This window comes from Mobiluncus porci (assembly GCF_009695935.1).
Lineage (GTDB): Bacteria > Actinomycetota > Actinomycetes > Actinomycetales > Actinomycetaceae > Mobiluncus > Mobiluncus porci.
On sequence record NZ_VUMY01000002.1, the window covers coordinates 1 to 13,999 of the forward strand.

At 60.2% G+C, this 13,999-nt stretch carries 8 protein-coding genes and 1 tRNA gene; 3 read left to right on the forward strand and 6 right to left on the reverse strand.

Annotation, left to right across the window (positions count from 1 at the left end):
- Nucleotides 1-225 precede the first annotated feature (225 nt).
- A tRNA-Leu gene (locus FYJ63_RS01105) sits at nt 226-298 on the reverse strand.
- Nucleotides 299-449: 151 nt separating this feature from the next.
- Between FYJ63_RS01105 and nhaA the strand changes: the two genes are divergently transcribed.
- A complete protein-coding gene (nhaA, locus tag FYJ63_RS01110) occupies nt 450-1,841 on the forward strand; it encodes a Na+/H+ antiporter NhaA (RefSeq protein WP_154542974.1) in 1,392 nt (463 codons plus the stop codon).
- A gap of 11 nt (nt 1,842-1,852) precedes the next feature.
- On the opposite strand, the gene FYJ63_RS11070 is transcribed toward nhaA, so the two are convergent.
- The 5 genes from FYJ63_RS11070 to FYJ63_RS01145 all read right to left on the reverse strand — a co-directional run bounded on the left by FYJ63_RS11070 (nt 1,853) and on the right by FYJ63_RS01145 (nt 7,229).
- Nucleotides 1,853-3,100, reverse strand: a complete 1,248-nt coding sequence (locus FYJ63_RS11070; RefSeq protein ID WP_229769846.1) for a Ppx/GppA phosphatase family protein — start codon at nt 3,098-3,100, stop codon at nt 1,853-1,855.
- A gap of 315 nt (nt 3,101-3,415) precedes the next feature.
- Nucleotides 3,416-3,934 (reverse strand): DUF501 domain-containing protein, encoded by a 519-nt coding sequence (locus FYJ63_RS01125; protein WP_420846008.1) that lies wholly within the window; start codon nt 3,932-3,934, stop codon nt 3,416-3,418.
- A 475-nt stretch (nt 3,935-4,409) separates the two neighbouring features.
- Nucleotides 4,410-5,102 carry an FtsB family cell division protein gene (locus FYJ63_RS01135; RefSeq protein WP_287848143.1) on the reverse strand — a complete coding sequence of 231 codons (693 nt, stop codon included), beginning with the start codon at nt 5,100-5,102 and terminating at the stop codon, nt 4,410-4,412.
- A 206-nt stretch (nt 5,103-5,308) separates the two neighbouring features.
- On the reverse strand, nt 5,309-6,109 hold the full coding sequence (locus FYJ63_RS01140) for a YggS family pyridoxal phosphate-dependent enzyme (RefSeq protein WP_154542976.1): 801 nt from the start codon (nt 6,107-6,109) through the stop codon (nt 5,309-5,311).
- Between the two features lie 199 nt (nt 6,110-6,308).
- Nucleotides 6,309-7,229, reverse strand: coding sequence for an EamA family transporter (locus FYJ63_RS01145; RefSeq protein ID WP_154542978.1), 921 nt, complete (start codon nt 7,227-7,229; stop codon nt 6,309-6,311).
- Between the two features lie 941 nt (nt 7,230-8,170).
- Here FYJ63_RS01145 and FYJ63_RS11075 point away from each other — a divergent pair.
- Both FYJ63_RS11075 and FYJ63_RS01155 read left to right on the forward strand, forming a co-directional pair.
- Complete coding sequence (locus FYJ63_RS11075) at nt 8,171-11,275, forward strand: ATP-binding cassette domain-containing protein (protein WP_229769847.1); 3,105 nt, start codon at nt 8,171-8,173, stop codon at nt 11,273-11,275.
- A gap of 3 nt (nt 11,276-11,278) precedes the next feature.
- Nucleotides 11,279-13,852 (forward strand): ABC transporter permease, encoded by a 2,574-nt coding sequence (locus FYJ63_RS01155; RefSeq protein ID WP_154542980.1) that lies wholly within the window; start codon nt 11,279-11,281, stop codon nt 13,850-13,852.
- The last annotated feature ends 147 nt before the right edge of the window (nt 13,853-13,999 follow it).

A 13,999-nucleotide genomic window follows, 5' to 3' on the forward strand; every position in this document is an offset into this window, starting at 1 on the left:
CAGCACATCACCAGGCGAAGCCTCCCCGGATGGGGCGACGGAATCATCTGGAACGAACTCCACCACACCACCCCCTACAACAACACCTGGGACTAACCGGCCAGACACACAATTTGTCCTTTAACCCTGGAAATAATGGCAACGAAGTCCAAATTCCCTAGAGTTACAAAACCAGGGTAAAAACTAAAACATGAACGCTCATGGAGGACAGGGCCTTGTCGACGGTACCCCCGGTCGGATTCGAACCGACACTGAACTGATTTTAAGTCAGCTGCCTCTACCATTGGGCTACGGGGGCGACCTTCGCCAAGCGTCACAGCAACGCCTTAGCGAAGATTCGGGAGGGCCGCTTGCTGAACGCTGAATCTTCTCCGAGATTCGCTGGTCTTCCGCGAGCGGCAGAAACCCTGAAATTGAGGTTTCTTCCTTACCCACTTTAGACTCTCATTATGGACGATGAAGTACAAAATTCCCGAAATGAAACCGCACCGCCCGATAAAATCGCTGATAAAGGCATATTTGGAGAGGATGATATTGTTATCCCCTCGCCCACTGACTACGACGAGGAATCTCCCGTTGACGAAAGAGGTGTGAGGAAGCTCACAGCCTTCCAAAGGTTTTCCCGTTTCGTCTCCGACGACATCGTTGGCGGGTTCATCCTCATTATCGCCGCGGTCCTCGCCCTTTTCTTCGCGAACGGCCCTTTCCGCGAGGGCTACCACGCCCTGGCTACGACCGTTCTCGACCCCGGATTTCAGGAAGCCACCGCCCAAGGCGCCAAGAGTTTCCTCCAATCCATCCACCTCTCTCTTACCGTGGAGGAGTGGGCTCGCGACGGCATCCTCGCGATTTTCTTCTTCACGGTTGGCCTGGAGCTCAAAGAAGAATTCACCCACGGATCGCTGCGCGACCCGCGAACTGCCGGAATGCCGATTATCGCTGCGGTATTTGGAATGGCCGGCCCCGCAGCGGTTTATCTCGCAGTAACCGGCCTTGCCGGCGTCGAGGCTTGGCACGGCTGGGCGATTCCGACGGCCACGGATATTGCGTTCGCAGTGGCTATCCTCCAAATCTTCGGTCGCGGCTTGCCGAGCGGGGCGCGGACCTTCCTTCTTACCCTGGCAGTCGCTGATGACCTCGGCGGGATTATCGTCATCGCGCTGTTTTATGGATCCCAGCCGAATCTCCTGCTGCTGATTCCGGTGGCTCTCGGCGCAGCGTTGTTCAGCTTCCTCTGTCGCAAACGCTGGGTCAAATGGTGGCTCCTCATCCCCATCGGGGTCGTGGTCTGGTATTTCATGCATGCCTCAGGAATCCACGCCACTATCGCGGGGGTCGTCCTCGGGATGGTGGTTCCCTCCGATAAGCGTGAGGGCGAGGTCCACAACCTGGTCGAACATCTATCGATGAAGGTCAGCCCTATTTCCGCCGCTTTCGCAGTCCCGATCTTCGCCTTCTTCGCTGCGGGAGTGAATATCGTGGACACGCCCGGAGGGGTCATCAAGATGCTCACGAATCCGGTGGCTTTGGCAGTAATGCTGGCCTTGCCTTTGGGAAAGTTACTCGGCATTTCCGGAAGCGTCTTTGTGATGGAAAAGTTCACCCCGCTTCACCTGGAAAAGGGCGTGAAGCTGGGGGATGTGATCCCGATTTCCTTCGTTGCCGGTATCGGCTTCACCGTTGCCTTGCTTATTTCCCACCTGGCCTTCCAGGGCAACGACGTCTTGACTCAAGCCGGATCCATTGGCGTGGTCATGGGCACTTTGCTTTCGATTATTCTCGGCGCCCTCGCGTTGAAGGCTCGCACTTCCTACCGCAAATCCCACGATTCGATGCAGTAGCGAAGGGGTATCTAGTCAGCAAGCGCCAAAATAATCCCGTCGAGAATATCGTTTTCCGAGGTTCGCACCGGAAAATCCCCGCGAGCCTTGCCACTCGAGTCAGGCCCGGGATTCTCCTCCAGATAGGCCAAAATCCGCTCCCAAACCAGAACGCCTCCGGCAATTTGATCCACCCGTTTCGGATGCATCGGGCCGAGCGCCGCCTTTTCTTCGCGGGGCATCATGATGAGGTCGCGCGCCAGCTTGCGGAGCTTCGAACTCGAAAGCACCGCGCCATTGATGCGTGCCGGATCGTATTTATCCAGACCCAAACCCAGCGCGGTCAGGGTCGTTACGGATCCGGCCACGCCGACGAGCTCGCGAGCCTCGGCCAAGGGTACGGTTCGGGCAGCCTCGCTGATGAGCCCGTCAACGAAACTGCGAGCCTCGTGGAAAGCGTCACGGCTCGGCACTCCCGCCGCATTCTCCGAGGGGCGCAGGTACCGCTCGGTGACGCGGGTCGAACCCATATTCATCGAGATGGCAGCCTTGAGACGGGGCCGCTGGAGGTCGTGGGGATTCAACAAGGGAGTCCCCGAGATTTTCGCGGAGTCGGGCAGGTGGGCAGGATTGGTCTCGCGAGCACGCCGGGGCTGAATCGAGGTCGGAGAAGCGTTGGGCTCTGGCGCTGCTTCGTAAGGGTATTCCCCGCTTTCTTTGGATCCACGTTTATCCGCGGGCGGGGCAACTGTGCCGAATTCGCTATTGGCTCTTGCTGAATCCCCGGAACCGCACGGAAGATCCGACCCGCTCGCGCCGGCTACCCCTACAGTCCCGAAGGAAAATTCCGTCGAGCCCCCGCCGATGTCCACTACCAGAACGGGTGAGGCGAGGTTAGGGTGCGCCGAAAGCGTCCCGCGGAAACCGAGCGTCGCCTCCTCATGACCAGAAATAACCTCGGGGGTTATGCCGAGCCGAGCCTCAACGCCGGTCGAAAACTCGAAAAAATTCGTGGCATCGCGAGATGCGGAGGTTGCCACCATGCGGATGCGGTCGCAACCGGCCTCGCGAATGTAGGCGGCGTATTCCTCCAAGGCTGCGAAGGTCCGCGCCAAGGCGTCCGGCGCGAGCTCGCCGGTTTTATCGACCCCCTGGCCCAGCCCGACGATTTGGGTTAACCGCACGATATCTGTCGGCCTTGAGTCGGGGTTGGCGGGGTCGTAGTCGCTAATCAGGAGGCGAATCGAGTGGGTGCCGCAGTCAATAGCCGCTAGTCGCATGGGGGTCCTTTCTGGTGGGCTTCTCGCTGGGATTAATTATGGCCCTGTTGCCCACAAGGGTTGGCGGATTTCTGGATTGTGTACCTGGAGGTAGTTCTGTAACTCGTGGGATTTTGGCCCCTGCTGCCATATATGGCACTAATGCCCAAAATCGCCCGAGTTACAGAACCTCTTGCGGTATAACCCGGAGTTGGATGGTGGAATTCGGTCCAAATCAACGCCCAATCCCGAAGAGTCTGTACCGTGGGGGAGTTTTTCCAAGGCTTTCGGGTCGGCCGGGGAGGTGTCTGGTTCTGGAGTGGGCTGGTCGGGCCATCAATCACTTGGTGGATTCTCCGGTGGGGCTTCATCAGCGGTTTCGCCCATTTCCCAGGCGCAAGTTTCGGGAGACCACAGCCCTTCTCCGGCCAGCCGGTCAAGTAGCCAGTCCCCAATCGGGTTCACTCCGGGCCCAGCAGCGAGCCGGTGCCCGAGAATCGCGTGAAAACATTTCACGCGATTCGGCATTCCACCTGCGGAGATATTGGCAATTTCGGGGACTGCCTCACCGGTGGTAAGGCTCGCGTTGCGGTCTTGGAGATATGCTTCGTGGGCGCGCTGGTAACCAGCGGCAATTTCGGGATGATTCGGGTCATGGAGCAGGGCCTCGGCCTCGCGCATGACCCCTGCCGCCTCGAGACGGGAGCATGCCGCCACCGCTTCGGGGCAGGTCAGATAGTAGAAAGTCGGGAACGGCTCGCCGTTCGGAAGGCGCGGCGCCGTCGCGATAACTGCGGGATGAGAGTGCGGGGTAGCGCCGGTGTCGCGGGGTGATGTTCCAAAGTCAGCGTCCACAGGTCTCAGGGAACCGGCGTCTTCTGCTTGCGGGGTGGCGCCGGTGTCGCGGGGATGCGACTTGAAATCCGCGCCCGCGGTGCTGACGAGGTCCGCTTGTGGCGCTGTCCTAAAGTTGGCGTCTTGGTGCGAAGAACCGGCAACTACGCCCTGTCCTTCAGTGTCGGTGGCGTCCTGACCGTGAACAGGACTCCCGCAACGCGCTGCCACTCCTAGTAGCCCGCGGGGAACCCGCCCCAGTTGGATAGTAATCGCCGCCAGGTCGGCTTCGGTTGCTGGTTCAATATGTGCCACGGTTCTACCTTACCCGAGGCGCTTACCTTTGCCCGCAGGCCTGAACCTTTCACACCGGACACTAACCGTTTGGTAAATTTCCAAGTAGAGAAGCATCATCGCAGGTGGCGAAGATTTCCACATTCTGCACCGGCCTAAATGCGACCGAAACCAAGCGGTAAGTGTCCGAAATCGGGAGGGACTACTGAGAAGTCCCGCCGGCGACTTCAAGGCCCGCCACCAAGAGCCCGAACCAGGGAAGATCGTTGGTGTCCTTTTCAAGCCACCCGTTAGCAAGCTGCGGTTTTTCCTTGCCGGGAGGATCGATAACGACATAGGTGGTCTCTCCCGGTTTCACGTATCCCAGCCGCTCCCGAGCTTGGCGAGAGATATATTCCGGATCGTTATATCGCGCGATTTCGTCCTCAAGATCCTCGTTGTCGGCCTTCACTCTCTCGATTTCGGCAGCCAGCTCCCTGGCCTGCTGCTGCTGTTCCATCCAGGACTTGAGCGGGGAAAACACTACCAGGAACACGGCCAAAGCAACGACGCCAAGCGTCAAGAGGCGCGCTATGAAAGTGGAGTTGGATGCTTGGCGGGAGGTTGTACGCGAGCCGTGGGGATTGTCCTTGAAGTGCGGAGTTTGGCTAACGCGACCTAGGCGAGATTTGCCTAGAACACCGCCGGAGAGGCCGACGCGCGATTTGGGTGCGGGTGACTCGGCGCGCGAAGCGGCGGGGCGACCTGAAGTTAGTGAACGAGAGGCTGGGACTCCGTGTTTTTCGGGGTTTCCTGCTGAGGCGGGTTTTGAGCCCGATGAGTTGCCGGTTGTTTTGGAGGCGCGCTTAGCCGCGGAATCATCCGGTTTTTGGGGCTTCAAATTTGGGCGCTTCACCGTCTCATTATCTCAAAGTGAGCCAAAGCGAGAACTCAGTGACACTCGGTCTCCTTCTCAAAGCCCGTCCTGGGTGGCCGCTTTGAACCAGTTTAATCGGAGCGCAATTCACATAATTGCAGGTCAAGGCATTTGTGTCATTGGTTCGAGCCCGAAAAAGCTCTCCAAAGTGGCCGCCCAGGACGCGGTCGCAATCGCAACTAGGCTTAGGCGCGCGGGTCTCCCCCGTAGTCGCGGGCTCCGAACAGCGCCGAACCGACGCGAACGCAGGTGGATCCCTCCGCAATCGCAACCTTGAAATCTCCGCTCATCCCCATAGAAAGCTCGGTCGCTCCGGGAAAATCTCCCGACACCGCCGTGTCGCGAATTTCGCGGAGAAGCGCGAATTCCCGCCGCACTTCCGCTTCCCCAACCGTCGCTAAAGGCGCTGCCACGGTCATGAACCCGCGAAGCCTCAACCCGGGCAAACTCGCCACTTCCCCCGCAAAGTCCAGCGCCGCCTCAGGAGTGACCCCGTGCTTGGCTGCCTCTTGGGAAGTGTTTACCTGAACCATGACCTCGAGTTCTCGCCCGGCCTCGGTGAGCAGCCGCGATAGCGTCTGCGCCGCCGGAAGCGAGTCGAGAGACTGCAACTCTGCCGCGTGTGCGACAATGAGTTTCGCCTTGTTTCGCTGGAGATTCCCGATCATAATCCAGCGTGGGGAGATAGCGGAGGAAGGTGAGTTTCCGCCGATTTTGGAGGGGTCTTCAGCAAGGGATGCTGGTGCGCCTTCCTCTTCGAGACTGGCGAAGTTAGCCCCCAGAATCTCGGCTTTAGCGGCGATATCCTGGGGCCGATTCTCCCCGAATTCGCGGACGCCACAATCCAGAGCTTCTTGCAAAGCTGAAACCGGATGCATCTTGCTGACCGGCAAAAGCCGCACTTCAGAGAGATTTCTTCCCGTGGCTGCTGCCGCTCGCGAAATCTCTTCTTGTACCGCATCGAGGCTCGCCTTAAATCCAGTCATGCTTCCATCTTAAGCAACTTTGGACACTTACCAATCGGTAGGCTTTTGAGTTAAAGCGTAAAACACCTTGCAGACGGGTTTTCTTTTCTCTGGCGCGAGCCAAGAATGAGACGTTCTACTGTTGAAAATGTCCGAAGTTGCTTAAACCCTTCCGGAAAGGCTTGCGAAACCATTGGAATATCCTAAGCCGCTGAGAAACCTACGACCGGCGATAGGTCATCGCGACGGCAAGAGAGACGAGAACAAGCCCGCCAAGTTCGGCGGGAGTCGGGATCTGGCGCAGCATGAGCAAACCCACCAAAAGGCTCGTGACCGGCAACAACGCAGACAAGAGCGCGAAAAGCGGCGCCTTCACTCCGCGCAGAACGACCTGCTCCAACACGTAAGGGATGAAAGAGGAGCAAACACTCATGGCAATCGCGAGAGCGATAGCCTCGGGGGCGCGGAAAACCGCGGGAATCTCGGGAATCGCGAATGGCAGTTGCAAAAATGACCCAAACAAAACCGCGATAGCCAGCGAATCGAGCCCGCGTCCGAGAACCGCGACTTTCCGCCCGAGGGCCATGTAGGCAACCCACAACCCGCCCGCGACCAGCGCCCAGATTAGACCCACGAGTTGCCGAGAATCGCCGAGGTCAAGACCGAATCCGCTGATGAGAACCACGCCCGAGAAGGCAACCAAAACCGAGAGTTTCCCCTTAATCCCGGGGATACCTATGGCGGCGAAGATGACAGGGCCGAGGAATTCGATTGAAACTGTGGTTCCGAGCGGGAGCCGTGCAATGGCCTCATAGAAAGTTGTGTTCATGGCAACCAGCGCCACCCCGAAAGCGCAGGACCAGGCGTATCCTTTCCAACTCAGCGCGCGTTTCCCCCAGGGCCGCCGCCACGCCATAAGGAGGATTCCGGCGATAATCGAACGCATCCAAGCCACCGTCATCGGCGCAAACAGGGCGAAAAGCCCGACTGCGAGGCCGGCGCCGACATATTGAATGGTGCCTTCGAGCATGAAAATCAGCGGGGCTGGAACGTTGGGGCGGCGGTGTGAGCCGGCGTGGAGACCGTCGAGTGAGCCGGCGTCGGTTTGGTCGGCAGCGTCAGCAGGGAGGTTGGGGCTCATCAAGTTCCTTTCCCCAACTAGGCTAGCGCAAAGGTGGCATCAAGGCGATTCTGCCGAGACAGGATAGGGTGCTGGGGCTTTCAGGATACTGATGTTCTCGACGCGCGGATTCGAGACGCGCGGCACGCTGCGTCCGGCGCTAGCTGGGTTCCTTGGGCGTGTAGGTGGCGTGAGTAACCACAGGGCTGACGTGAATAACCACATCCCTTGCTGGACAAGGTAGCATACCGAAACTCTTAATCTTCTGACCTGCGAGTTTGAAAATCGCGCTTCAAAAATCGCGTGTTATTGTGGTTATTCACGTCAGGGGTGTGGTTATTCAGGTCATGAAAATTCAAATCATCTCGAGATTGAAATCAACTCATCCCCATTTTTTACCAAAATGGCCCGTCCCCGGTGGTAAAAACTTGGCGGAGAGGAATCCCCCGGCTGTCTCCAGTGATAGTCCACTCCGGCTCGGCATATCAGGGCTTTGCTCGTGTCCGGACGCCTTCCGGAGAGTAGTCAGGGATTCGCCTGGATCCGGATATGCGCCGGAGTGCAGACCCTAGCTGTATTCGTTGTCGCTGAAAGTCTCCGTCGTTCAGCGGTTGTCTTTGCTCGACACTTGCGGCCGCTTGGGAGTAGTTGTCGCTCGATATCCGCCGTCCTTTATGTAACTCGGGCGATTTTGCCCATCAGTGGAAATAATGGCAGTAATGCTAAAAATCTCCCGGGTTACAGATCTGACTGCGAGTATAGACTCCAATTAAAGGCCCACCCGCACTCGGGGGAAAGGTTACGATGCCACGTGGAGAGCCGATTAGTGCGGGACACCCCAAGATCGCGTTCGGGGATTTCTAACCCGAAACGCCTGGGGTCGGGGTGGCAAAAAGGCCAGTGCTCGTGGAATGTGAAAGAATCAACTGAAGCATGTCCATGGAACACGGGGAGGGGGAAACTTGGAAAAGCAAGTTGCAGGAGGTTCGTCCTCTCCCATCACGTCTGGGGAATTCGGTCAGCCTGCCGCGTTCGGGAAAACCGGCCCAACTGCCGCGTTCGGCTCAACGAGAGCCCTTCCCGATTTCTCGACAGCACTTTCACCAGTGGCCGACCCCATCATTTCCGTTCGTGGACTCACCAAAATCTATGGCGAGGCAAACGCTGCTGTCACTGCCTTAGACCAGGTGGACGTGGATTTTCCCCGCGGTGAGTTCACTGCCATTATGGGCCCTTCTGGATCTGGGAAGTCCTCCCTATTGCATTGCCTCGCGGGACTTGACGTTTTCCAAGAGGGAACCGTGAAGGTTGCCGAGGTGAATCTCGCGGAGATGTCAGCCTCCCAGTTGACGACTTTTCGCCGCAATACCGTCGGTTTCATCTTCCAGTCCTACAACCTTGTCCCTACTCTGAACGCGCGGGAAAACATCGAAATTGCCGCCCAGCTCAAGCGCACCTCAGTCAATAAGGAGCGCTTCGAAACCCTGGTTGGGAAGTTAGATCTCGAGTCTCGCCTCGATGCCTTCCCCGCCCAGCTTTCCGGCGGCCAGCAACAAAAAGTTGCTTGCGCCCGCGCGCTGCTGACGCTTCCCGAGGTGGTTTTCGCCGATGAGCCGACCGGTAACCTCGACTCCGAGTCATCAGCCGAGGTCCTGGCGTTTTTGCGGGCGGCGGCTCGCGACTGGCAGCAATCAGTGATTATGGTCACCCACGAGCCGGACGCGGCTAAATACGCGGATCGGGTGCTGTTCTTGTGGGACGGCCGGATTGTGGCGCAACTGCTCCACCCGACCCGCGACGCGATTTTGGAAGCGCAGCAAACACTCGGAACAGTAAGGAAATCTCTGCGTCAACAAGCGATTTCTTTGGAGGCGCCAGAGAAGTTAGGCGAGCGCGGCTCGGTTGCGGGGGGTTCGGCTCCTGAGACGAGTTCAGCAAGGGATTCTCAGGAAGCTAGCGCCCTGGAGAGCCGCCAGATTAGTCCCTACATTACGGAAGACCCGAGTGTGGCGAGAGACGAGGGGGCCGAGCCGGCCCTTGCTGAATCCGCGCCAACCGAGAGAACGACCGAGGCCCCGACGCAGGCTTCGACCGAGGCCCCGACCGCGGCGGAGACCAACCCAACGCGGAACGAGGAACCGCCTCGCCGAACGCGGCGGAATCGCCGCGAGAAGCGGAGCCGAAGGGAGCGCGAGACTCCCGCAAAGGTTCCGGCTCTGGCGGATTTGGGGATTGCGGAAGTAGCGGCGGAGCCCAATGAACTGGCGGATTCCCTAGCGAACGGACGGTTTAAGTGGCCCAGCCTGGATGAGGTCAATCCGCTGGCGGCTGCGGGGGATGTCGATGCCCTCGGACAACCGCTGGCTGAAACTGGCGAGTCGGCTGGGGCTTTGGCCGCGGGCAAGGCTGGTGATGCTGCCGAGAGGCGTGGCTCCGAAACCGGAGCGGAGGCTGGCTCGCTGGCTGAGCCAGTCGCGGGGGGTGAGCCTGCGAATGGGCCTGCTCCGAGTCGCGGTCTCACCGTCGACGAAACCGTTGCGGGACGGCAGTTTGCTGGAAGTGCCGGACGGGTTGGACAGGACACTAGAGAGTCCCTCGCTGTGGATTCCGCCGCGCCAAACTCGCTGCGAGTGGCGTCGGAGACAACCGGGCGCAGCCTCGGGGGCGATCCGTTTGCTGACAGACGCGCCGATTTTGAGCCGCTTGGGGACGGCGCAATCGTCGGAAATCGCGCCGAGGATGAGTCCCTAAGGGGCGGGGCGGAATCTCTCGGAGAGCCTGCGCCCGAGGTTGGATCAGCGACCGATACGGGGCTTTCTTCTGCCGGTTCTAACGGGTTTTCGCCGCGGCAGTCAGACTCCCCTCAAGCGAGCGGCCCAGAGTTTACTGAGGCGAACCAGTCGGTCGAGAGGACCCCTCTGCGCGAGCGGGAGCCGTCAGCCGCGGCTTCGCCCGTATTCGCGCCCGTGTCAGCAAGTGAATCCGATTTGGCAGGCTCGGAGTTGAAGTTGGACGATCCGGCTCTCGTGACGGGGGTGACTATTGCGCAGCAACTGCAGACCGGCTTCACTGCGGATCCAGAGTCGGGGGCAGGGACTGCCACGGTTTACTCGGAAGCGAATCCTGACTTCGGTTCGGGAGGTGGCTTCGGGGACGGCTCGGGAACTGAACCGAGGAGTGCTTTCGACGCTCAGTCGGCCCCATCTCCTGAGTCTTCATCAAGGCGGTTTGCGGTTGGTGAGGCCGAGTCGAGTCGTTTGGGGACGCCCGAGTCGGTTAGTGTGGGCGAGACCGAGTCGAAGTCGAGAAGGGGCACCGAAACCGAGCCGGTTCGGCCTCCCGAGTCGAGCCGATCAGTTGAACCCGAGCCGGTTCGTCCGCGGCGGAAACGGCGTCCGGCCGTCGATCCGCGCGAGGCGGAGGAGGCTGGTCAAAGCGAGCTTCTCCAAATGATCGCCCAGGCCGAGAAGCTCCTGGCAGCCTCTGGGGCGGCGATTGATGATGCTGCAAAGACTTTGAATGAAGACGGCGAGACGGATGACCGCACCACCAGCAAGGTGCCCCCCCGAGACTCCTCTGACGAGAGGTTTTTACCAATGGGGACGGGCCACTTTGGTAAATCCCGAGGTGGTGAAGATCCAACTAAGGGATTCACGGCTAGCGCACCGAAGGCGGGGTCTGCGACTACGCCATCGGTGACAGGTCCGACTGGCTCCGCTTCGTTACGCCGCACGTCCTCGTCCCCGTTGGCTTCGCCGGATTCCGCCACTGCCTTTGCTGAACACTCAACTTTGACCCCAACCTCCGCGCTCCCGAAACGCGGCACCACCCCGGACCAGGAACTGTTGATTGCCCGCGCCGACGCGATGTTGGCCCAGGCCGGCGCCCGCTCCCAAAACCTGCAACACTCTTTGCAGAACCTGGACGCCCCCCACAACAACCCGACCGCTGGGGACGCCACCACAACCGGATTCAACCGAACGCCCCACAATCCCGCCGCCTCAGCGAGCCAAAACCCCGAAACCGCGGAAAACCTCGCAAAACTCCCCAACTCCGAGGATCGCTGAAATATGTGGAAGCTCATTATTCGCGAAATCACGACCCGAAAGTCCCGCTTCTTCGCGGCGATTCTCGCGGTCACCCTCGGGGTTGCCTTCTTGACGCTGACCCTGGGCGTGAGGAATCTCTTGTTGAACGCTGTCACCGCCTCGACCACTTCCTCGCTGACCGGCGACCTCTACGCGGTCGGCGCGCTTGCAAAAAACGCTAGCACTTTCGACATCAACGCCCGCAACCCTATCGACTCGAACCTGGCCCCAGTCATTGAGGCCGTTGACGGCGTTTCTCACGCCGCGCCCGTCTACGAAGGCGAGGCTGTCCTCCTCGACTCCCGCAAACAGCCCGTGACCTTGGGGCTTTCCCCCACCACGGTTCGCGGATCCTTCCCTTATCCGCCAGGCCCGACCCTCGCCGAGGGCCGCCTCCCCACCGGCGCAGCCGAGGTTATGCTCGAAACCACGACGGCGCGGCGTGCCGGACTCAAAGTGGGTGACAAAGCGACTCTCATCTGGGGTGGAACCGCCCACGAGATGCAGGTAGTCGGAACTGCGGGCTTTGAAGGGCCACTCGGAACCGCCACGATGGCCTTTGTTGACGCCGAAAACGCGAAAACCTGGTTTTCCGCGGAATCGCGCGTAAAAACCATCGGCATCAAAGTCGGTGCGGCCTCTGACCCCAAAACCGTGAAAGACCGCGTCCAAGACGCCGTCGGCCCGGACGCGACCATCCTTCTTGGTGAAACACTGCGCGTCGAACACGCCCGCGCCGTCGAAAAAGCGGTCGGCTTCGTCAACTCCCTCGTCCAATGGTTCGTCGCGCTCTCCCTCCTCGCGGGCGGATTCCTCATCGCCAACACCTTCGGAATCCTCGTCACCGCGCGCTATCGCTCGCTCGGGCTGCTTCGCGCCGTGGGCTATTCCCCACGCGCCCTCCGCTGGCTCGTTCTCGGCCAGGCTGTCATTATCGGCACTATCGGGGCGGCGCTGGGGGTTTTGATCGGAATCGGGGCGACCGCTGCTGCCAGGCTCGTCCTCGCGACCCAGGGTTGGGGCTTTTCCACCGGCCTCCCCCTCGACGTTCCCACCATCGCCTTGGCCTTCGGAATCGGCTTGTTGATAACCCTCTTCGCCGCGGTTTTCCCAGCGTGGCGGGCCGGAAAAATCCCGCCCCTGTCAGTCCTCGAACTCGCCGCTCCCGCCGCCGCCGAGCGAACCCGCCCGCGCACGATTGCCGGAGTTCTCGCCCTTCTCGGCGCGCTCGGGACGGGTTGGTTCGGTTTGACGGTGAGTCAACAAAGGATTGACTGGACTGTCGTTGCCGTCCTCATCGCCTCCGGCATCCTTTTCCTCCTAGGCCTAATGCTTCTCCTCGTCCAGTTGCAGCGTCCGGTTTTGGCTTTCTTTGGGCTGTTCACCAAGGGTTTCAACGCGCTTCCGGCTCACCTTGCCCTCCAGAATCTGCGCCGTTACCCGCGGCGGACGTCTTTCGGCGCGGCGGCTCTCGTCATCGGGGTGGCGATTGCGACCGCGGGCGGGATTTTGGCCGATTCAGCAAGGGCCTCCCTTAGAACCGGTACAGTCTCGGAAGTCCAAACCGACCTGGTCGTGGCGGCGCTCCAGCCCTCGACGAACCTCGAACAGGCGCTCGGTGCGATTCGCGAGGTGTCCGGCGTTCGCGGGGCATCCGCGGATATCATCCAGGCTCCCGTTTTGGTTCGCCAGGGGGAGGATCCGACTCATCAAGTGGTAGCCGCGGGTATCAGCGCAGGTGATGCGGTTGACACCTTGAAACTTCGCGTTAGTCAGGGCGAGGTTCAGGCGCTCTCGCGCGGGGAGGTCATCATGAATTCCCGCGCAGCCGGAAGTGGCTGGAAAGTGGGCGATTCCATCACTGTCAGCGGGCCGGTCGGCATCTATTCGACGCGAATCGGCGGGGTGACGGAGTCCAGTTTGCTGAACGCCACCGTTTTCCTCGACCCCCAGTATCTTCGCCAAACCGCTGCCTCCGAACAGGTCACCCGTGAGTTTATTTTCGTGCGCCTCGACCCGGGAGCGGATGGGAAACCGGTGAGCGGCTCGACTCTTCGCGCAGTTCAAGACCGGATTCAAAAGGCCCTGGACCCGTTCTTTATCTTCAAGGCCCTCACCCCTTCCGAGCTCGCTTCGACCGTGTCCCAGACGACAACCCAGGTTCTGTGGCTGATGTATGGGCTGCTCGGGTTTTCGGTCGTGATTGCCCTTCTCGGGGTGATGAACACGCTGGCTTTGGCGGTTTTGGAGCGGCGCCGGACTTTCGCGCTGCTGCGGATCATCGGGTTGAAGCCGCGCGAGGGGGCGGCGATGGTTCGCTGGGAGGCGTTCTTCCTGGCTTTGTTGGGCGCGGTTATCGGCTGGGCAGGAGGCTTGGCGTTGGGGGCGTTGTGGCGGTTTGTCTTGCGGGGGCAAGGGCTTGCGGTCTTTTCGGTGCCGTGGGCGGGACAACTCGCCCTTATCGGGGTGGCGGTTATTCTCGCGGTGGTCGCGGCGGGGTGGCCGGCCAGGCAGACCCTGCGTTCTCCGGCGTTGATGTCGGAGTTGGCCTCCTGAGGTTTTTTAGCTTTCCGGACACTAACTTGACGTCAAGATAGTGTCCGAAAAGACCCCCAAGCCGCCGAGCCCCGAAATCAAGACGATTCCCCGCCTCGATCTACCGGCGGGCACTATGCGGACACTAAGTTGAGATGAAGTTAGTGT